Below are 22916 nucleotides of genomic sequence, written 5' to 3'. Positions count from 1 at the left end.
CAGCACCTTCCGCGACGCCAGCTCACGCTCGAACTCCGCCAGCGCCTGCGCCTCGCCCGAAACGACCACCGCCGCCGGGCCGTTCACCGCCGCGACCGACAGCCGCTCACCCCAGCCCTCGACGATCTCCCGCACCGACGCGTACGGCATCACCACCGACAGCATCGACCCCTCAAGCCCCAGGCTCGACAGCGCCCGCGCCCGCACCGCCACCACCCGGGCACCATCCTCCAGCGACAGCATCCCCGCCACCGTCGCCGCCGCGATCTCACCCTGCGAGTGCCCCAGCACCGCGTCCGGCGCCACACCGGCGGCCTCCCACACCGCCGCCAGCGACACCATCACGGCCCACATCACCGGCTGCACCACGTCCGCGGCCTCCAACGCGGGAGCACCCTCCACGCCGGCCAGCACCTCCGACAGCGACCACGGAACGTGCGGCGCCAACGCCGCCTCACACTCCGCCAACCGCGCCGCGAACACCGGGCTCGACCGCGCCAACTCCCGGCCCATGCCGACCCACTGCGCACCCTGACCCGCGAACACGAACGCCGTCCGACCACCCGAACGAGCCACGCCCGACACCACCGACGCGGAACGCGTCCCGGCGACCAGGTCGCCCAGCCCGGACAACAGCTCCTCACGGCCGCCACCGACCACCACGGCACGGTGCTCGAACACCGACCGCGTCGCCGCCAGCGACCACGCCACCTCCGCCGGCACCAGCTCCGGCCGCGCCGACACCCACTCCCGCAGCCGGCCGGCCTGAGCCGTCAGCCCCTCCGCCGTACGACCCGACAGCAGCCAGGCGTCCGCCCCCGACACCACCGGCACCGGCGCCGTCTCCGGCACCTCGGCCTCCCCGGCAGCGGGGGCCTCCTCCAGGATCACGTGCACGTTGGTGCCGCTCATGCCGAACCCGGACACGCCGGCCCGGCGCACGTGCTCCCCGGTGGGCCACGGCACCGGCTCGGTCAGCAGGCGCACCTCCCCCGCGGACCAGTCCACGTGCGGGGTCGGCTCGTCCACGTGCAGCGTCCGCGGCAGCTGCTCGTTCTGCAGCGCCAGCACCATCTTCATCACACCGGCCACACCGGCGGCCGCCTGGGTGTGCCCGATGTTCGACTTCACCGACCCCAGCCACAGCGGCCGTCCGTCGGCGCGCTCCTGACCGTAGGTCGCGATCAGGGCCTGGGCCTCGATCGGGTCCCCGAGCTTGGTCGCCGACCCGTGCGCCTCCACCACGTCCACGTCGGCGAAGGACACGCGGGCGTTGGCCAGGGCGGCCCGGATCACCCGCTGCTGGGACGGGCCGTTCGGCGCCGTCAGACCGTTCGACGCACCGTCCTGGTTGACGGCGGAACCTCGGATCACCGCGAGCACCTTGTGCCCGTTGCGCTGCGCGTCGGACAGCCGCTCCACGACGAGCATGCCCGCGCCCTCGGCGAAACCCGATCCGTCGGCCGCCGCGGCGAAGGACTTGCAGTGCCCGTCCACGGACACGCCGCCCGCCTTGGCCATGGACACGAAGACCCCGGGGGTGGCGGTGACCGTGGCCCCGCCGGCGAGGGCGAGCGAGCACTCCCCCAGCCGCAGCGCCTGAACGGCCATGTGCAGGGCCACCAGCGACGACGAGCAGGCCGTGTCCACCGTGACGGCCGGGCCCTCCAGGCCGAAGGTGTAGGACAGACGGCCCGAGAGCACGCTGGTCGCGTTCCCGGTCACCAGGTGCCCCTCGACGACCTCCGTGCCGTCCAGTCGCACGTCGGTCGCGTACCGGGAGCTGTAGCCGCCGACGAACGCGCCGGTCTGGCTGCCGCGCAACGCGGCCGGGTCGATCCCGGCCCGCTCGAACGCCTCCCACGAGGTCTCCAGCAGCAGCCGCTGCTGCGGGTCCATCGCCAGCGCCTCGCGCGGGCTGATCCCGAAGAAGCCGGCGTCGAAGGCGCTGGCGTCCTGGACGAATCCGCCCGCCTGCTCGTACGCCTCGCCCGGGCGCTCCGCGTCCGGGTCCTCGAGGTAGAGGCTCTCGAGGTCCCAGCCGCGGTCCCGGGGGAACGGGCCGATCGCGTCCGTCCCGGTGGACAGCAGCCGCCACAGCTCCTCCGGGCTGGCCGCGCCGCCCGGGAACCGGCAGGCCATGCCGACGATCGCGATCGGCTCGTCCGCCGTGCCCGTGGCCACGGGTGCGGAGGGTGCCGCGACGGCGGGCAGGTCGCCCGCCAGTTCCGCGCGCAGCAGCGCGGCGAGTGCGGTCGGCGTGGGGTAGTCGAAGACGAGCGTCGCGGGCAGCCGCAGGCCGGTCTCGGCGTTCAGGCGGTTGCGCAGCTCGACGGCGGTCAGCGAGTCGAAGCCGACGTCGGTGAACGGCCGGCCCGCGTCGATCGCGTCCGCCGAGGCGTGCCCCAGCGTGGCGGCGACGTGGGCGAGGACGAGGTCCAGCAGGAGCCGGTCGCGCTCGGTGCCCGAGACGGCCGCGAGCCGCCGCCGCAGTGCGTCGGCCGCGTCGGCGCCCGTGCCGGTGGCGGCGGAGGCGGCCGCGCGCCGGACGGACACGCCGGCCAGCGTCCGCCACAGCGGCGGGACGTCCGCGCTGCCCGAGGCCTGGGCCCGCAGCGACGCCACGTCGAGACGGGCGGGCATCAGGACGGCCTCGTCCCGGCCGAGCGCCACGTCCAGGACGACCAGGCCGTCCTCGGCGCCGAGCGGCACGAAGCCCCGGTCGATGCGCGACAGCGAGGTCTCGTTGAGGTTCCGGCCGATGCCGGCCTCGTGCATCCACGGGCCGAGCTGCAGCGACCTGCCCGCGAGGCCCGCGGCCCGGCGGTAGCCGGCCAGGGCGTCCAGGAAGGAGTTGGCGGTGACGTAGCTGCCCTGGCCGGCCGCGCCGAAGGTCGAGGCCGCGGAGGAGAACAGGACGAAGTGGTCCAGGTCGAGGTCCTGGGTGAGCTCGTGCAGGTGCCAGGCCGCGTCGACCTTCGGCCGCATGACCGCCACCAGCCGCTCCGGCGTCAGCGACGCGATCACGCCGTCGTCGACGACGCCCGCGGAGTGGACGACGGAGCCCAGCGGGGACTCGGCCGGGATCCGCTCCAGCACGGCGGCCAGCGCGTCCCGGTCGGCCGCGTCGCAGGCGACGATCCGCACCCAGACGCCCAGCTCCGCCAGCTCGGCCGCGATCGCGGCCGCCCCGGCGGCTCCCGGGCCCGAACGGCTGGTCAGCACCACGCCGCCGGCCCGTCCGGTCGCCGCGAAGTGCCGGGCGACCAACGCGCCCAGCGTTCCGGTGCCGCCCGTCACCAGCAGCGAACGGGCCGCCGGATCGGCCTGCGGCGCGTCCGGCCAGGCGACCGGCACCAGCTCGCCGGCGGGGCGGGTCAGCCGCCGGCCGTAGGCGGTCTGCCCGCGGAGCGCCAGCTCGGGCTCGTCGCCGCCGATCGCGGTGGGCAGCAGCGCGATCTGGTCGGCGGCGGCGTTCACGGCGTCGGCGTCCACGGCGTCGGCGTCCACGGCGTCGCCGGCGTTCACGGCGTCGGCGTCCACGGCGTCGCCGGCGTTCACGGCGGGGAGATCGACCAGGACCAGCCGGTCCGGGTTCTCCGCCTGGGCCGACCGCAGCAGGCCCCGGACGGAGGCCGCGGCCAGGTCCGTCACCGCCTCGCCGCCGACCGCGTCCACCGCGCCCCGGGTGACGACCACCAACGTCGTGGCGTCCAGGCGCGGTTCCTCCAGCCACTCCCGCACCAGCCGCAGCGCCGCGGCACCGGCCCGCCGGACGGCGTCCGGGAAGTCCGGGCCCGCGTCGTCGACCGGGCCCGCGTCGTCGGCCGCGCCGAGCAGGGCGTCGGCGCACACCAGGGCGGTGCCCAGGCCGGCCCCGCCCGCCTCGGCGGCGGCGGTGGCCAGCTCGGCGACGTCGGCGAAGGAGCGCACCCGCACGCCCGCGGCGTCCAGCCCGTCGACGAGGCCGAAGCGGTCGGGACCGAGCAGCGCCCACTCCCCGGCCGGGGCGTCGCCGCCGGCCACCGGGGTCCAGTCCTGGACGAACAGCGAATCGGTCAGCTCGTTGTGGGCGGCACGGAGTTGGTCCATCCCGACCAGCCGCTTCACCAGCGATCCCACCGTCACCACCGGAGCGCCGGTGGCGTCGGCGGCGGTCAGCGACACGCCGCCCTGGGCGTCCTGGCGCAGCCGCACGCGCAGCACCGACGCGCCGCCGGCGTGCAGCTCGACGCCGGTCCAGGCGAACGGCATCGGCACCTGGCCCGGCTCGGCGCCGGCGACCGGCTCCGCCAGGACCGAGGCGTGCAGGGCGGCGTCGAGCAGTGCCGGGTGCAGACCGAACGCGCCCGCCTCCCGCGCCACCTCCTCCGGGAGCGCCACCTCGGCGAACACGTCCTCGCCGCGGCGCCAGGCAGCCCGCAGGCCGTGGAACGCGGGGCCGTACACCTCCGCGAGGTGCACCGGGTAGAGGTCCGTGACGTCCACCGGCGCCGCGTCCCGCGGCGGCCACACCAGGAAGTCCTCGTCGGCCTTCCCGGCCGTCAGGGCGGGGGCGACCACACCGCCGGCGTGCAGGACCCACGCCTGCTGGGCGGCCGCGTCCTCGGGGCGGGAGAACACCTCGACCCCGCGGCGGCCCTCGGCGTCGGGCGCGGCCACGACCACCTGGAGCTGGACACCGCTGCGGTCGGCGGGCAGGACGAGCGGCGCGTGCAGCGTCAGCTCCTCCAGCAGGCCGCAGCCGACCTGGTCCCCGGCGCGCACCGCCAGCTCGACGAAGCCGGTGCCGGGCAGCAGCACCACCCCGCCGACGGCGTGGTCGGCCAGCCACGGGTGGGTGCGCAGCGACAGCCGGCCCATGCACACCAGGCCGGCGCCGCCGGCCAGTTCGACCGCCGCACCGAGCATCGGGTGGCCCACGGCGCCCAGGCCCAGCGACATCGGGTCGCCGCCGCCCGAGCGGGACGAGCGCAGTTCGCCCAGCGTGCCCTTCGGCCAGAACCGCTGGTGCTGGAAGGCGTAGGTCGGCAGGTCCACCTGCCGGCCGGCCGGGAGCACGGACGTCCAGTCGACGGGGGCCCCGCTGACGAAGGCCTCGGCGAGCGAGGTGACCAGGCGGGTCGCGCCGCCGTCGTCGCGGCGCAGGGTGCCGCAGACGGCGGCGGGGACGGCGCCCGGGCCGGCGGCCTGGGTGGCCTCCTCCAGCGACTCGGTCATCGCGCCGAGCAGGACGGGGTGCGGGGAGACCTCGACGAAGACCCGGTGGCCCTGGCCGGCCAGGGTGCGGACGGCGCGGTCGAAGTGGACGGTCGCGCGCAGGCTGGCGTACCAGTAGGCGGCGTCCAGCTCCTCGCCGGTCAGGGTCTCGCCCGTCATCGCGGAGACCATCGGCACGCGGCCCTGGCGCGGCGTCACCTCGGCCAGCACGGACATGATCTCGGCTTCGAGGCGCTCGACCTGGGCGGAGTGCGAGGCGTAGTCCACGGCGACCATCCGGGCGCGCACGCCCTCGGCCTCGAACTCCGCCTTCAGCTCCTCCAGCCCCTCCGGGTCGCCGGAGACCACCACCGTGGCGGGACCGTTGACAGCCGCCAGGGAGAGCCGCTCACCGAACCGGGCGATCCGCTCCTCCACCACGGCGGCCGACCGGCTCACCGACAGCATGCCACCGAGACCGGCCAGCACCTTCAGCGACTGCGAGCGCAGCGCCACCACCCGGGCACCGTCCTCCAACGACAGCATCCCGGCCACCGTCGCCGCCGCGATCTCACCCTGCGAGTGACCCACGACCGCGTCGGGCGTGACACCCGCGGCCTCCCAGACCGCGGCGAGCGAGACCATCACGGCCCACAACGCCGGCTGGACGACGTCCGCCGCCTTCATCTCCGGCGCACCCGGCGCCCCGGCCAGCACCTCGTCCAACGACCAGTCCACGTACGGCGCCAGCGCCGCCGCACACTCCGCCAGCCGCGCCGCGAACACCGGGCTGGCCTCGGCGAGCTCCCGGCCCATGCCGACCCACTGCGACCCCTGGCCCGGGAAGACGAACACCGGGCGCGCGTCGGCCCGGGCCACGCCCGAGACGAGGGCACCGCTGGGCACGCCGTCGGCCAGGCTCTCCAGGCCGGCCGTCAGCTCGGCGCGGTCACCGCCCACCACGACGGCGCGGTGCTCGAAGGTCGCGCGGGTGGTCGCCAACGACCACGCCACGTCCTGCGGCGCCTGCTCCGGCCGTGCCGCCACCCAGTCCCGCAGCTGCTCGGCCTGGGCCGTCAGCCCCTCGGCCGAGCGGCCCGACACCAGCCACGCGCCGGCGCCCGACACCACCGGAGGAGCGGTCTCCTCCTGCGGCTCGGCCGCGGCGTCCTCGGCGGGCGCCTCCTCCAGGATGAGGTGGGCGTTCGTCCCGCTGCCGCCGAACGACGACACACCGGCGCGGCGGACGCGCTCACCGGCCGGCCACGGGACGGGCTCGGTCAGCAGCTCCACCTCGCCGGCGTCCCAGTCGACGTGCGGCGTGGGCTGCTTCACGTGCAGGGTCTTCGGCAGCTGCTCGTTTCGCAGCGCCATCACCATCTTGATCACACCGGCGACGCCGGAGGCCGCCTGGGTGTGCCCGAGGTTGGACTTCACCGAGCCCAGCCACAGCGGCTGGTCGCCGCCGCGCTCCTGGCCGTAGGTGGCGAGCAGCGCCTGGGCCTCGATCGGGTCGCCCAGCTTGGTGCCCGTGCCGTGCGCCTCCACCGCGTCGATGTCGGCGGCGGACAGCCGGGAGTTCTCCAGCGCGGCGCGGATCACCCGCTGCTGGGACGGGCCGTTGGGCGCCGTCAGGCCGTTGGACGCGCCGTCCTGGTTGATCGCGGAGCCGCGGATCACCGCGAGCACCTGGTGGCCGTTGCGGCGCGCGTCGGAGAGCTTCTCCACGACGAGCATGCCGGTGCCCTCGGCCCAGCCGGTCCCGTTGGCGTCCTCGGAGAACGCGCGGCAGCGGCCGTCCACCGAGAGGCCCTGCTGCCGGGAGAACTCGACGAACATGCCGGGCTGCGCGAGTACGGTCACACCGCCGGCGAGCGCCATCGAGCACTCCCCGGCGCGGATCGCCTGGCAGGCCAGGTGCAGCGCCACCAGGGAGGACGAGCAGGCGGTGTCGACCGTGACCGCCGGGCCTTCGAGGCCCATCACGTAGGACACGCGGCCGGAGAGCACGGCGGTCAGGTTGCCGGTCATCATGTGACCTTCCAGCCCGGCCGTGCCCCCTTCCGCCAGTTCCAGGTTCACCAGGTAGTTCGAGGTGAAACCGCCGACGAAAACGCCGGTCTTGCTGCCCTTCAGCGTTCCCGCGTCGATTCCGGCGCGTTCCAGGGCCTCCCAGGAGACCTCCAGGAGCAGCCGCTGCTGCGGGTCCATGGCGACCGCTTCGCGCGGGCTGATCCCGAAGAACGCGGCGTCGAATCCGCTGGCGTCCTTCACGAAGGCCCCGGACTGCGTGTACGACCGGCCGGACTTCTCCGGGTCCGGGTCGTAGATGCTCTCCAGGTCCCACCCGCGGTCGGTGGGGAACTCGCCGACCGCGTCGCCGCCGGCGGCCAGCAGCTCCCAGAGGTCCTCCGGGGTCTCCACGTTGCCCGGGTAGCGGCACGCCATGCCGACGATCGCCAGCGGCTCGTACTCGCCCGCCTCCAGCTTGTGCAGGCGCTTGCGCGTCTCCTGGAGCTCGGCCGCGGTCTTCTTGAGGTAGTCGAAGAGTTTCTCTTGGTTATCCACAGTGACCCCTTACCAAAATGCCGTCAATTAGCGCGAAGTAACTAGTTGGACAGACCAAGTTCCTTGTCGAGAAACTCAAACACCTGGTCGGGTGTTGCCGACTCGAGTTCGACCTCGCCGCCGCCGGACTCCGCTTCGCCCTGCTTTTCGATCCACTTCGACAGAATGCTCTGCAGCCGCCTCGTGATCCGCTCGCTGGTGTCCTGGTCGGGTGCCGCGCCCGACAGGCTGGATTCGAGCTTGTCGAGGTCGTCGAGCACCGGCACCGAGCCCGTCTCGTCCGGGGCGAGTTCGGTGCGCAGCCAGGCGGCCACCGCCACCGGAGTGGGGTAGTCGAAAATCAACGTAGCGGGCACCCGCAGTCCGGTCGCAGTGTTCAACCGGTTGCGGATCTCCACCGCCGTCAGCGAGTCGAAGCCCAGGTCCTTGAACGCCTGCTGGGCCTGCACCCCCTCCGCCGACGCGTGGCCCAGGACGACGGCCGCCTCGGCCCGCACCAGGTCCGTCAGGACCCGTTCCTGCTCGGCGCGGTCCATGCCGGCCAGGCGGCGGCCCAGCTCGCCCTCGGCGGGGGCGGCCGCCTCGGCGGACCGGGTGCCGGCGGTGGCGAGCCGGCGGACCTCCGGAAGGTCCCGGACCAGCGGCGCCTTTGGCAGGTCCACCGCGGTCTGCGCCAGCACGGCCCAGTCGACGTCCATCACCGTCACGACGGCGTCGGGCCCCTGCAGCGACTCGCCCAGCGCGCGGACCGCCAGCTGCGGGTCCATCGCCGACATCGGGAGCTTCTTCATCCGCTCCCGGATCGCCTCCTTGGACTCCGCCAGGCCGCCGCCGCCCCACTGGCCCCAGGCCACCGACAGACCGGCCAGCCCGCGGGCCCGCCGGTTCTCGGCCAGGGCGTCGAGGTAGGAGTTCGCGGCCGCGTAGTTGCCCTGGCCGGCGGAGCCGAGGGTCGACGCCGCGGAGGAGAACAGCACGAACGCGTCGAGGTCCAGGTCCGCCGTGAGCTCGTCGAGGTGGGCGGCGCTCGCGGCCTTGGCCGCCAGCACCGTCGCCAGGCGCGCCGGGGTGAGGCGGTCCACGACGCCGTCGTCCAGGACGGCGGCCGTGTGCATCACCGAGGACAGCGCCGGGCCGCTCCCGCCGATCCAGGCCACCAGCCCGGCCACGGCGGACCGGTCGCTCACGTCGCAGGAGACGACGTCCACCCGGGTGCCCCGGGCGGCCAGCCCGGCGGCCGTCGCGGCGACCCCGGCGGCCGCCGGACCGGAACGGCCCGTCAGCACCACGCGCTCCGCGTCCCCTTCGGCCAGCCACCGGGCGACGTGCCCGGCGATCGCGCCGGTGCCACCGGTGATCAGCACGGTGCCGCGCGGCGTCCAGCGGCCCTCGCCCCGCGCCTCGGCGGCCCGGCTCATCCGACGGCCCAGCATCCCGGCCGGCCGGATGGCGACCTGGTCCTCGCCGCAGCCGGCGAGCACCGCGACCAGCCGGGCACCGGCCCGGTCGTCCATCACCTCGGGAAGGTCGACCAACCCGCCCCAGCGGTCGGGGTGTTCCAGGCCGACGACCCGGCCGAGGCCCCACGCCTGCGCCTGCACCGGGCTGGTCGGCACCTCGCCGGGCGCGGCCGAGACCGCACCGCGGGTGGCCGGCCACAGCGGCGCCTCGATCCCGGCGTCGCCGAGCGACTGGATCAGGGTGAGGGTGGCGGCCAACCCGCCGGCCACCACCGGGTGGTCCGGCAGCGGCGTCTCGTCCAGCGCCAGCAGCGACAGCACACCGGCGACGCCGGCCGGCTCCGCGCCCGCGTCCCGGAGCGACCGCGTGAGCAGCGCCGCCAGGGCGTCGCGGTCCGTGGTCCCGGCCGGGACCTCGGCCACCACGACGTCGGCACCGCGCATGCCCAGCGCCACCTCGCAGCCCCGCGCCGGGTCGGCGGCGGCCGGCTCCGCGGGGACCGCGACGAGCCAGGTGCCGGACAGCACGGCCGGGTCGGGGTCGGCGACCGGCGCCCAGCCCATCCGGTACCGCCAGCTCGCGGTCGTCGACCGCTCCAGGTCACGGCGCCGCCACGTCGTCAGGGCGGGCAGCAGTTCGCCGAGCTGGTGCTGCCGCTGGTCCTCGATCGCCAGCGTGTCGGCGAGCTGCTCCAGGTCGCCGCCCTCCACGGCCGCCCAGAACGCCGCCTCGGCCGCGGTGCCCGAGCCGTCCCGGCCGGTGGCCGCGGAGCCGGCCGGCAGGGGCGACGGGACCTTCGGCCAGAAGCGGTCGTGCCGGAAGGCGTAGGTCGGCAGGTCCACCCGCTCGCCGGCCGGCAGGACGGACGTCCAGTCGACGGGGGCCCCGCTGACGAAGGCCTCGGCGAGCGAAGTGGTCAGCCGGGTCGCGCCGCCGTCGTCGCGGCGCAGCGTGCCGCAGACGGCGGCGGGCACGGCGGCCGCACCCGCCTCCAGCGCGACCTCCTCCAGCGACTCGGTCACCGCGCCCAGCAGGACGGGGTGCGGGGAGACCTCGACGAAGACCCGGTGGCCCTGGCTCGCCAGGGTGCGCACGGCGCGGTCGAAGTGCACCGTCGCGCGCAGGCTCGCGTACCAGTACGCGGCGTCCAGCTCCTCGCCGGTCAGGGTCTCGCCCGTCATCGCGGAGACCATCGGCACGCGGCCCTGACGCGGTGTCACACCGGCCAGGACGGAGCGGATCTCCTGCTCCAGGCGCTCGACCTGGGCGGAGTGCGAGGCGTAGTCCACGGCGACCATGCGGGCGCGCACGCCCTCGGCCTCGAACTCGGCCCTCAACTCCTCCAGCCCCTCCGGGTCGCCGGAGACCACCACCGTGGCGGGGCCGTTGACGGCCGCCAGGGAGAGCCGATCGCCGAAGCGGGCGATGCGCTCCTCGACGACCGCGGCGGGCCGGCTCACCGACAGCATCCCGCCGAGACCGGCCAGCACCTTCAGCGACTGCGAGCGCAGCGCCACCACCCGGGCGCCGTCCTCCAACGACAGCATCCCGGCCACCGTCGCCGCCGCGATCTCACCCTGCGAGTGGCCGACCACCGCCTCGGGAGCCACCCCGGCGGCCTCCCACACCGCCGCCAGCGAGACCATCACGGCCCACAGCGCCGGCTGGACGACGTCCGCCGCCTTCAACTCCGGCGCACCCGGCGCCCCGGCCAGCACCTCGTCCAACGACCAGTCCAGGTACGGCTCCAGCGCCTTCGCGCACTCGGCGAGCCGCGCGGCGAACACCGGGCTGGCCTCGGCGAGCTCCCGGCCCATGCCGACCCACTGCGAACCCTGCCCCGGGAAGACGAACACCGGGCGCGCGTCGGCCCGGGCCACACCGGACACCACCGAGCCGGCGGACGTGCCCGCCGTCAGGCTCTCCAGGCCGGCCGTCAGCTCGGCGCGGTCACCGCCCACCACGACGGCCCGGTGCTCGAACAGGGACCGGGTCGCGACCAGCGACCAGGCCAGGTCGGCCGGCTCGGCCCCGGGCCGGGCCGCCACCCACTCGCGCAGCCGGCCCGCCTGGCCCGCCAGCGCCTTCGCCGACCGGCCCGACAGCACCCACGCGCCGGCGCCCGTCAGCACCGGCGCCGGAGCCGTGGCCTCCGGCTCCACGGCCTCGGCGGCCTCGGCGGCCGGGGCCTCCTCCAGGATCACGTGCGCGTTGGTGCCGCTCATCCCGAACGAGGACACGCCCGCCCGGCGCGGCCGCCCGTTCGCCGGCCACGGCACCGCCTCGGTCAGCAGCCGCGCGTGTCCGGCCGACCAGTCGATGTGCGGCGACGGCTCGTCGACGTGCAGCGTCGGCGGCAGTTGCTCGTTCTGCAGCGCCAGCACCATCTTCATCACCCCGGCCACGCCGGCGGCCGCCTGGGTGTGCCCGATGTTCGACTTCACCGAGCCGAGGAACACCGGCCGGTCCTCGGGACGGTCCTGACCGTAGGTGGCGAGCAGCGCCTGCGCCTCGATCGGGTCGCCCAGCTTGGTGCCCGTGCCGTGCGCCTCCACCGCGTCCACGTCGGCGGCCGACAGTCCGGCCCCGGCCAGCGCGGCGCGGATCACCCGCTGCTGGGACGGGCCGTTGGGCGCCGTCAGGCCGTTGGACGCGCCGTCCTGGTTGACGGCCGAGCCGCGCACCACCGCGAGCACCGGGTGCCCGTTGCGGCGCGCGTCCGACAGGCGCTCCAGCACGAGCATGCCGACGCCCTCGGCCATGCCCATGCCGTCGGCGGACGCGGCGAACGCCTTGGAGCGCCCGTCCACCGCCAGGCCGCGCGCCTGGGAGAACGCGATGAACCCGTCCGGGGCCGCCGTGATCGTGATGCCGCCGGCCAGCGCGAGCGAGCACTCCCCCGCCCTCACCGACTGGCAGGCCAGGTGCAGCGCCACCAGCGACGAGGAGCACGCCGTGTCCATCGTCACGGCGGGGCCCTCCAGGCCGAGGGTGTACGACAGGCGGCCCGAGAGCACGCTGGTCGCGTTCCCGGTCATCACGTGACTGTCGATGCCCTCGAACTCCGAGTCGCCGTCGAGGCTCATCGCGGCGTACCCGGAGCTGTAGCCGCCGACGAACGCGCCGGTCTGGCTGCCGCGCAGCGCCGCCGGGTCGATCCCGGCCCGCTCGAACGCCTCCCACGAGGTCTCCAGCAGCAGCCGCTGCTGCGGGTCCATCGCCAGCGCCTCGCGCGGGCTGATCCCGAAGAACGCCGGGTCGAACCCGCTGACGTCCCGCAGGAAGCCGCCCTCCCGGGTGTAGGAGGTGCCCGCGTGCTCGGTGTCCGGGTCGTACAGCGCGTCGAGGTCCCAGCCGCGGTCCTGCGGGAACGGGCCGATCGCGTCCCGGCCCGCGGCCAGCAGGTCCCACAGCTCCTCGGGGCCGGCGACGCCGCCCGGGAACCGGCAGGCCATGCCGACGATCGCGACCGGCTCGTCGGTCACCGCACCGGACGGACGGACCGGCCCGGCCGCGGCCGGCAGATCGCCCGCCAGCTCGCCGCGCAGCAGCGCGGCCAGAGCGACGGGGGTGGGGTAGTCGAAGACCAGCGTCGCCGGCAGGCGCAGCCCCGTCTCCGTCCGCAGCCGGTTCCGCAGCTCCACCGCGGTCAGCGAGTCGAAGCCCAGGTCGGTGAAGGCCCGGGTGGGCTCGACGGCGTCGGTGGACGCGTGCCCGAGCACCGCGGCCACGTGCGCCCGCACCAGGTCCAGCAGCAGCCGGTCGCGCTCCTGGCCGGCCAGGCCGGCCAGGCGGCGGCGCAGCGCCTCCGCGGCGTCGTCGCCGGTCGCGGCCTGGGCGGCGGCCGCCCGCCGGACCCGGCCCCCGGCGAGCGCCCGCCACAGCGGCGGGACGTCACCGCTGCGGGCGGCCCGCGCCCGCAGGTCCGCCACGTCCAGCCGGGCGGGCACCAGGACGGCCTCGCCGCGGGCCATCGCCAAGTCCATCACGGCCAGGCCCTCGTCCGCGCCCAGGGCCGCGACCCCGGACCGGCTGATCCGGGTCAGCAGGCGCTCGCCGAGATCCCGGCCGATGCCCGCCTCGTGCACCCACGGCCCCCAGGCCAGCGACAGGCCCGCCAGGCCGGCGGCCCGCCGGTGACCGGCCAGCGCGTCCAGGAAGGAGTTCGCGGCGACGTAGTTGCCCTGGCCCGGCGCACCGAAGACCGCGGCCGCCGAGGAGAACAGGACGAAGTGCTCCAGGTCCAAGCCACGGGTGAGCTCGTGGAGGTGCCACGCGGCGTCGGCCTTCGGCCGCATGACCGCCGCCAGCCGGTCGGCGGTCAGGGTGCCGATCACCCCGTCGTCGATGATCCCGGCGGCGTGGACGACGGAACCCAGCGGGCACTCGGCCGGGATCGTCCCCAGGAGCGCGGCCAGCGCCTCCCGGTCCGCCACGTCGCACGCCACGATCCGGACCCACGCACCGAGCTGTGCCAACTCGGCGGCCAGCACCGCCGCCCCGGCGGCGGCCGGGCCGGAACGGCTGGTCAGCACCACGCCGTGGGCCCGCCCGGTCACCACCAGGTGACGGGCCACCAGGCCGCCCAGCGTGCCCGTTCCACCGGTCACCAGGAGCGTCCGCGCACCGTCGGCGACGGGGATCGCAGGCCGTTCAACCGCTGCTCCAGCGCCGGACGGACGGTTGAGCCGCCGCCCGAACGCGGCCTCGCCGCGGAGGGCCAGCTCCGGTTCGCCGGCGGTGAGGACCGCCGGGAGAACGGTGACGGCCCGGTCGTCTCCGGTGGCGGGAAGGTCGACCAGGAGCAGCCGGCCGGGGTTCTCCGCCTGCGCCGAACGCAGCAGGCCCCGGACGGCGGCGGCGGGCAGGTCCGCCACGGCCTCGCCGTCCGCGGCGGCCACACCGCCCCGGGTGACGACCACCAACTGCGCGGACTCCAGGCGCGGTTCGTCCAGCCACTGCTGGGCCAGGGCCAGCGCCTCGGCGGCGAGCCGGCGGGCGGTCTCCGGGACCGCCGCGGCCTCCGCCGGTGCCCCGGGCGGCACGGGGGTCGCTCCGACGCAGACCAGCACCACGTCCGGAGCGGGCTCACCCGCCGCCACGGCCGCGGCCGCCTCGGCCAGGCCGGCGAACGGCCGGACCGGCACCCCGGCGGCCGCCAGCCCCTCGACCACGCCGAACCGGTCGGCGCCGATCAGCGCCCAGTCCCCGGCCGGGGCGGGGGCCTCGGCCACCCGCGCCCACTCCTCGACGAACAGCGCGTCCGTCACCCCGCCGTCGGCGGCCCGCAGCTGAGCGGCCGACACCGGTCGGCTGACCAGCGACTCCACCGACACCACCAGGGCGCCGGCCGGGTCCACCGCGGTCAGCGCCAGGCCACCGCGCGCGTCCCGGCGCAGCCGGGCCCGCAGCACGGAGGCGCCGCTCGCGTGCAGCTCGACGCCCGCCCACGCGAAGGGCATCCGGACCTCGCCCGGCTCGCCGCCCGCGGCTGCGTCCGCGTCCGCCAGGGGCGTGCCCTCCAGCAGCGCGGCGTGCAGGGCGGCGTCCAGCAGCGCCGGGTGCAGCCCGAACGCACCCGCCTCCCGCGCCACCGACTCCGGCAGCGCCACCTCGGCGAACACGTCCTCGCCGCGGCGCCAGGCGGCCCGCAGGCCGTGGAAGGCCGGACCGTACACCTCGGCCAGCCGGACGGCGTACACCTCGTCGACGTCGAGCGCGGTCGCGCCCTCCGGCGGCCAGACCGCCAGCTCCTCCGGCGTCCGCCCGTCCAGCGGGGCCGGGGCCACCGCGCCGCTCGCGTGCCGCACCCAGGCCTGCTGGGCGTCGGCGGCATCGGGGCGCGAGAACACCTCGATCGCGCGCCGGCCCTCACCGTCCGCCTCGGCCAGCACCACCTGGACCTGGACGCCGGAGCCGTCGGCGGGCAGGACGAGCGGTGCCTGCAGGGTGAGTTCCTCCAGGAGGCCGCAGCCGACCTGGTCCCCGGCACGCACGGCCAGCTCGACGAAGCCGGTGCCCGGCAGGAGCACCGCCCCGCCGACCGTGTGATCGGCCAGCCACGGGTGCGTGCGCAGCGACAGCCGCCCGGTGCAGACCAGGCCCGCGCCGCCGGCCAGCTCGACCGCCGCGCCCAGCAGCGGGTGGTCCACCGCGCCGAGGCCCAGCGACGCCGCGTCCTGACCGGCGCCCGCCAGCGACAGGGGGAGCATGCCCTGCGGCCAGTAGCGCTCGTGCTGGAAGGCGTAGGTCGGCAGCTCGATCCGCCCGGCGGCCGGCAGGACGGCCGTCCAGTCGACCGGGGCGCCGTTGACGAACGCCTCGGCGAGGGAGGTGGTCAGCCGGGTCGTGCCGCCCTCGTCGCGGCGCAGGGTGCCGCAGACGGCCGCCGGGACGATGCCGGGGCCGGCCTCCTGGGCGACCTCTTCGAGGGTGTCGTTCATCGCGCCCATCAGCACCGGGTGCGGGGTGACCTCCACGAACACCTGGTAGTTCTGGCTCGCCAGGGTCCGGACCGCCCGGTCGTAGTGCACCGTCGCGCGCAGGCTGGCGTACCAGTAGGCGGCGTCCAGCTCCTCGCCGGTCAGGGTCTCGCCCGTCATCGCGGAGACCATCGGGACGCGGCCGCGACGCGGGGCGATCCCGGCCAGGACGGAGGTGATCTCCTCCTCCAACCGGTCGACCTGAGCACTGTGCGAGGCGTAGTCGACCGCGACCATCCGGGCGCGCACGCCCTCGGCCTCGAACTCCGCCCTCAACTCCTCCAGCGCGTCCGGCTCGCCCGAAACCACCACCGCCGCAGGGCCGTTGACGGCCGCCAGGGAGAGCCGCTCGCCGAAGCGGGCGATGCGCTCCTCGACGACGGCGGCGGGCCGGCTCACCGACAGCATCCCCCCGAGACCGGCGAGGACCTTCAGCGACTGCGAGCGCAGCGCCACCACCCGGGCGCCGTCCTCGACGCTGAGCATCCCGGCGACCGTGGCCGCCGCGATCTCACCCTGCGAGTGACCGACCACCGCGTCCGGCGTGACACCCGCGGCCTCCCACACCGCCGCCAGCGAGACCATCACGGCCCACAGCGCCGGCTGGACGACGTCCGCCGCCTTCATCTCCGGCGCACCCGGCGCCCCGGCGAGCACCTCGTCCAACGACCAGTCCACATACGGCGCCAGCGCCGCCGCGCACTCCGCCAGCCGCGCCGCGAACACCGGACTGGCTTCGGCGAGCTCCCGGCCCATACCGACCCACTGCGAACCCTGACCCGCGAACGCGAACACCGTCCGCGCACCCGGCCGCGCCACACCCGAAACAACGGCACCACTGGGCACACCGGCGGCCAGACTCTGCAAACCAGACAGCAGTTCGCCGCCGTCGGTGCCCACCACCACGGCCCGGTGCTCGAACGCCGACCGCGTGGTCGCCAGCGACCACGCCACCTCGGCCGGCGCGAGCTCGGGCCGCGCGGTCACCCAGTCGGCCAGCCGCTCCGCCTGCCCGGCCAGCCCCTCGGCCGACCGGCCCGACACCAGCCACGCACCGGCGCCCGACACCACCGGCGCGATCTCCTGGACGGCCTCGGCGCTCTCAGCAGCCGGGGCCTCCTCCACGATGATGTGCGCGTTGGTGCCGCTCATCCCGAACGAGGACACGCCGGCCCGACGCGGACGCTCCCCCGCCGGCCACGGCACCGCCTCCGTCAGCAGCTCCACCTCACCGGCGGACCAGTCCACGTGCGAGGACGGCACCTCGGCGTGCAGCGTCGGCGGCAGCTCCTCGTGCTGCAGGGCGAGGATCATCTTGATCACGCCCGCCACACCGGCGGCCGCCTGGGTGTGGCCGATGTTCGACTTCACCGAACCCAGCCACAACGGCCGTCCCTCGCCACGCTCCTGGCCGTAGGTAGCCAGCAGCGCCTGCGCCTCGATCGGGTCACCCAGCGTCGTCCCCGTCCCGTGCGCCTCCACCACGTCGACCTCGGCGGCCGACAGGCGAGCGTTGGCCAGCGCCGCCCGGATCACCCGCTGCTGCGACGGACCGTTCGGCGCCGTCAAACCGTTCGACGCGCCGTCCTGGTTCACCGCCGACCCGCGCAGCACCGCGAGCACCGGGTGCCCGTTCCGCCGGGCGTCCGACAGCCGTTCCACCACGAGCATGCCCACACCCTCGGCCCAGCCCGTGCCGTCCGCCTCCTCGGAGAACGCCCGGCACCGGCCGTCCGCCGACAGGCCCTGCTGCCGCGAGAAGTCGATGAACATGCCCGGCGTCGCCATGACCGTGGCCCCGCCGGCCAGCGCCAGCGAGCACTCGCCCGAGCGCAGCGCCTGGGCGGCGAGGTGGAGCGCCACCAGCGAGGACGAGCACGCCGTGTCCACCGTCACCGCCGGGCCCTCCAGGCCCAGCACGTAGGACACCCGGCCGGAGAGCACGCTCGTCGCGTTCCCGGTCAGCAGGTGGCCCTCGACGCCGGACCCGCCCTCGCCCGCCAGGGTGAAGCCGTAGCCGGAGGCGTAACCACCGGCGAAGACGCCGGTCGCGCTGCCGTGCAGCCCCGACGGGTCGATGCCGGCCCGCTCCAGCGCCTCCCAGGACGCCTCGAGCAGCAGGCGCTGCTGCGGGTCCATGGCCAGCGCCTCGCGCGGGCTGATCCCGAAGAACCCCGCGTCGAACTCCGCCGCGTCCCGGACGAAGGCGCCCTGCGCCACGTACGAGGTGTTCTCGCGCTCGCCGTCCGGGTCGTACACGCCGTCCAGGTCCCAGCCGCGATCGGTCGGGAACCCGCCCACCGCGTCACCGCCCGAGGCCAGCAGCTCCCAGAACGCCTCCGGGCTGTCCGCACCGCCGGGGAAGCGGCACGCCATGCCGACGATCGCCACCGGCTCGTCCGCAACCGCGGCCGCCACGGCGACGACGGCGCCCGACCCGGCCGCCTCGCCGGTCAGTTCGCCGCGCAGGAAGCCGGCCAGCAGCAGCGGGGTGGGGTAGTCGAACACCAGCGTGGCGGGCAGCCGGATGCCGCTCACCGCGTTGAGCCGGTTGCGCAGCTCGACGGCGGTCAGCGAGTCGAAGCCGAGGTCCTTGAACGAGCGCCGGTCCTCGACCGCCTCGGCGGAGGCGTGCCCCAGCACGGCGGCGACCTCGGCCCGCACCACGTCGGTGAGCACCCGCTCCTGCTCCGCGCGGCCCAACCCGGCGAGCCGGCGGGCCAGTTCGCCCTCGGCGCGCGTGACGGCCGCGCTCCCGGCACCCGGGGCGGTCAGCCGGCGGACCTCCGGCAGGTCGCGGAAGAGCGGCGCCTCCCGCAGGTCCACGGGGCCCGACGCGGACGCCAGCTGCGCCCAGTCGACGTCCATCACGGTGACGACGGCGTCCGGGCCGTCCAGTGCCCCGCCCAGGGCGCGGGCGGCGAGCTGCGGGTCCAGCGCCGGCATCGGGCCGCGCTTGACCCGCGCCCGCGCCGCCTCGCTGGACTCGGCGAAACCGCCGCCGCCCCAGGCGCCCCACGCCACCGACAGGCCGGGCAGCCCACGGCTCCGGCGGTTCTCGGCGAGGGCGTCGAGGAAGGCGTTGGCCGCCGCGTAGTTGCCCTGACCGGCGGCGCCGAGCGTCGACGCGGCCGAGGAGAACAGGACGAACGCGTCCAGGTCGAGGTCCGCCGTCAACTCGTCGAGCAGGAGCGCGCCTTCGGCCTTCACGCGCAGCACGGACGCCAGCCGCGCCGCCGAGAGCCGGTCGACCACGCCGTCGTCGAGGACGGCGGCGGTGTGCAGCACCGAGGACAGCGCCGGGCCGCTCTCGCCGATCCAGGCCACCAGGCCGGTCAGCGCCGACCGGTCGCTGACGTCGCACGCCACGACGTCCACGCTGGTGCCCTGCGCGGCCAGCTCCGCCACCGTCGCCGCGACACCCGCGGCCGCCGGGCCGGAACGACCGGTCAGGACCAGCCGCTCCGCACCGCGCTCGGTCAGCCAGCGCGAGACGTGGCCGGCGATGGCGCCGGTGCCGCCGGTGATCAGCACGCTGCCGCGCGGCGACCAGCGGTCCTTGCCACGGAGCTGCGAGGCCCGCGTGAGCCGGCGGCCGAGGATCCCGGCGGACCGGATCGCGACCTCGTCCTCGCCGCAGCCGGCCAGCACCGCGACGAGGCGCGCACCGGCGCGCTCGTCGAGCGTCTCGGGAAGGTCGATCAGACCGCCCCAGCGGTCGGGGTGTTCCAGGCCGACGACCCGACCCAGACCCCACACCTGCGCCTGCACCGGGTTGGCCAGCGCCTCACCTGCTCCCGCCGCCACCGCGCCGCGGGTGGCCGCCCACAGCGGGGCGGCGATCCCTGCGTCACCCAGCGCCTGGACGAGCGCCAGGGTGGCCGCCAGGCCGCCGGTCACCACCGGCTGATCCGGCAGCGGCGTCTCGTCCAGCGCCAGCAGCGACAGCACACCGGCGACCGCGGAAGGCTCCACCGCCGCACCCAGCAGCGCCGCCACCTCGGCCCGGTCCACGGGTCCGGCCGGAACCGTCACCTCGACCACCTCGGCACCGCGAGCGGCCAGCGCGGAGACGTACGGCCGCCCGTCCGTTCCGGCCGGCACGACCGTCACCCACGTGCCCGACAGCACACGCGCGTCAGGGTCGGCGACCGTCGCCCAGTTCACCCGGTAGCGCCAGTCCGTGGTCACCAGCCGGTCCTTCTCGCGCCGCCGCCACGACGCCAGGGCCGGCAGGAACTCGCCCAGTTGTTGGTGGTCCTCGATGGCCAGCGCGTCGGCGATCCGGGTCAGGTCCCCGTCCTCGACGGCCGCCCAGAACTCGGCCTCCGCCGCGGTGCTGCCACCGTCCCCGCCGACCGCCGCCGGCGGCATGAGCGACACCACCCCCTCCGGCCAGAACCGCTGCTGGCGGAAGGCGTACGTCGGCAGCTCGACCGGCGTACGGGCGGGCAGCACCGAACTCCAGTTCACCGGCACGCCGTTGACGTACGCGCGGGCCAGGCCGCTCACCAGGCCGGTCACGCCCTGGTCGTCGCGCCGCTGGAGCGGAACGAAGACGGCCTCGTCACCGTCGATCCCCGCCACGGCGTCCGGGCCCAGCGAGGACAGCGACCCGTCGGGGCCGACCTCGATGAACACCGACACGCCCTGCTCGGCGAGAGCCGCGACGGCGTCGGCGAACCGCACCGCCCCGCGCGTCTGCGCCGGCCAGTAACCCGCCTCGCACGCGCTCACCAGCTCACCGGTCAGCGCACCCGCCCACATCAGCTGCGGACGGCGGTACTCCAACCCCGCTGCCACAGCAGCGAGTTCGTCGAGCACCGGGTCCATCGCCGGCGAGTGGAAGGCGTGCGAGACCCGCAGCCGCCGCACCCGGCGACCCCGCTCCCGCCACTCCTCCACGACCGCGTCCACGGCCTCGACCTCGCCGGAGATCACCACCGACTCCGGCCCGTTGACCGCCGCGACCGAGACGCCCGCGACGTCCGCCAGAGTTGCCAGCACCTCCGCCTCGGGAGCGTTGATCGCCGCCATCGCACCGCCGCTCGGCAGCGCCTGCATCAGCCGCGCCCGCGCCGCCACCAGACGGCAGGCGTCCGGCAGCGAGAGCACCCCGGCCACGTACGCGGCCGCGACCTCACCCACCGAGTGACCCACCACCGCGTCCGCGGTCACACCCACGGCCTGCAACACCGCAGCGACACCGACCTCGAAGGCGAACAACCCCGCCTGCGCGTACAACGTCTGGTCCGCCGAGCCCGCATCCACGCCGTCCGCACCCAGGACGACGTCGCGGACGGAAACCCCGAGCTCCAGCTCCAGCAGCCCGCACACCCGGTCGAAGGCCTCCGCGAACACCGGGCTGCCCTCGTACAGCCCCCGGCCCATGCCGACCCATTGCGAACCCTGACCGGCGAAGATCAGGCCGACGCGCGCACCGGCCCGCGCCACCCCCGACACCACCGACGCCGCCGACACACCAGCCGCCAGGCTCTCCACACCGCGCAGCAGTTCGGCACGCTCGGTGCCCACCACCACGGCCCGGTGCTCGAACACCGACCGCGTGGTCGCGAGCGACCAGGCCACGTCCGCCGGCTCCAGCTCCGGCCGCGCCGCCACCCACTCGCGCAGGCGCCCGGCCTGAGCCGTCAGCCCCTCGGCCGTACGGCCCGACACCAACCACGCACCGGCACCCGACACCACCGGCGCGGTCTCCCGGACGGCCTCAACGCTCTCCGCGGCCGGGGCCTCCTCCACGATGACGTGCGCGTTGGTGCCACTGATCCCGAACGAGGACACGCCGGCCCGACGCGGGCGCTCCCCCGTCGGCCACGGCACCGACTCCGTCAGCAGCTCCACCTCACCGGCGGACCAGTCCACGTGCGAGGACGGCACCTCGGCGTGCAGGGTCGGCGGCAGTTCCTCGTGCTGCAGGGCGAGGATCATCTTGATGACGCCCGCCACGCCGGCGGCCGCCTGGGTGTGGCCGATGTTCGACTTCACCGAACCCAGCCACAACGGCCGTCCCTCGCCACGCTCCTGGCCGTAGGTGGCCAGCAGCGCCTGCGCCTCGATCGGGTCGCCCAGCGTGGTGCCCGTCCCGTGCGCCTCCACCACGTCGACCTCGGCGGCCGACAGGCGAGCGTTGGCCAGCGCCGCCCGGATCACCCGCTGCTGCGACGGACCGTTCGGCGCCGTCAGACCGTTCGACGCGCCGTCCTGGTTCACCGCCGAGCCCCGCAGCACCGCGAGCACCCGGTGCCCGTTGCGCCGGGCGTCCGACAGCCGCTCCACCACGAGCATGCCCACGCCCTCGGCCCAGCCCGTGCCGTCCGCGTCCTCCGAGAAGGCCCGGCACCGGCCGTCCGCCGACAGCCCCTGCTGCCGCGAGAACTCCACGAACGTCCCCGGGGAGACCAGCACCGTGACACCGCCGGCGAGCGCCAGCGTGCACTCGCCCGAGCGCAGCGCCTGGGCGGCCAGGTGCAGCGCCACCAGCGAGGACGAGCACGCCGTGTCGATCGTCACCGCCGGGCCTTCGAGCCCCAGCACGTACGAGACGCGGCCCGACAGCACGCTCGTCGCGTTGCCGGTCATCAGGTGGCCCTCGACGCCGGACCCGCCCTCGCCCGACCAGGAGACACCGATCCCGTAGTTGGAGCCGAAGCCGCCGGCGAACACCCCGGTCGCCGTCTCCCGCAGGGACGCCGGGTCGATGCCCGCCCGCTCCAGCGCCTCCCACGAGGTCTCCAGCAGCAGGCGCTGCTGCGGGTCCATCGCCAGCGCCTCACGCGGGCTGATGCCGAAGAACCCGGCGTCGAACCGGGTCGCGTCCCGCAGGAACGCGCCCTGCGCCACGTACGAGGTGCCCTCGCGCTCGCCGTCCGGGTCGTAGACGCCGTCCAGGTCCCAGCCGCGGTCGGTCGGGAACCCGCCCACCGCGTCACCGCCCGAGGCCAGCAGCTCCCAGAACGCCTCCGGGCTGTCCGCACCGCCGGGGAAGCGGCACGCCATGCCGACGATCGCCACCGGCTCCGCCGCCTGCTCCTGCACCTCGCGCAGTCGGGCGCGGGCGTCCTGGGCGTCTGCGATGGCCCGCTTTAGGTAACTACGAAGCTTGTCCTCGTCGGACACGGTCATCTCCCAGCGATGGTGTTTCGGGCAGAGTCAGGGGCGGGCTGTCCCGCACGGGAACGTGCGGGA

At 75.8% G+C, this 22916-nt stretch carries 2 protein-coding genes; both read right to left on the bottom strand.

Features of this window, described 5'->3' with window-relative positions:
• Nucleotides 1-7767, bottom strand: a 7767-nt coding sequence (locus ACFVHB_RS35140; protein ID WP_380330408.1) for a type I polyketide synthase, incomplete at its 3' end; no start/stop codon positions are given.
• Between the two features lie 41 nt (nt 7768-7808).
• Nucleotides 7809-22847, bottom strand: coding sequence for a type I polyketide synthase (locus ACFVHB_RS35135; RefSeq protein WP_380330411.1), 15039 nt, complete (start codon nt 22845-22847; stop codon nt 7809-7811).
• Between the last annotated feature and the right edge of the window lie 69 nt (nt 22848-22916).

The sequence above is a fragment of the Kitasatospora sp. NPDC127111 genome, from assembly GCF_042677465.1.
In the GTDB taxonomy this organism is placed as follows: domain Bacteria; phylum Actinomycetota; class Actinomycetes; order Streptomycetales; family Streptomycetaceae; genus Kitasatospora.
This window is presented reverse-complemented; position numbering and strand designations above follow the sequence as displayed.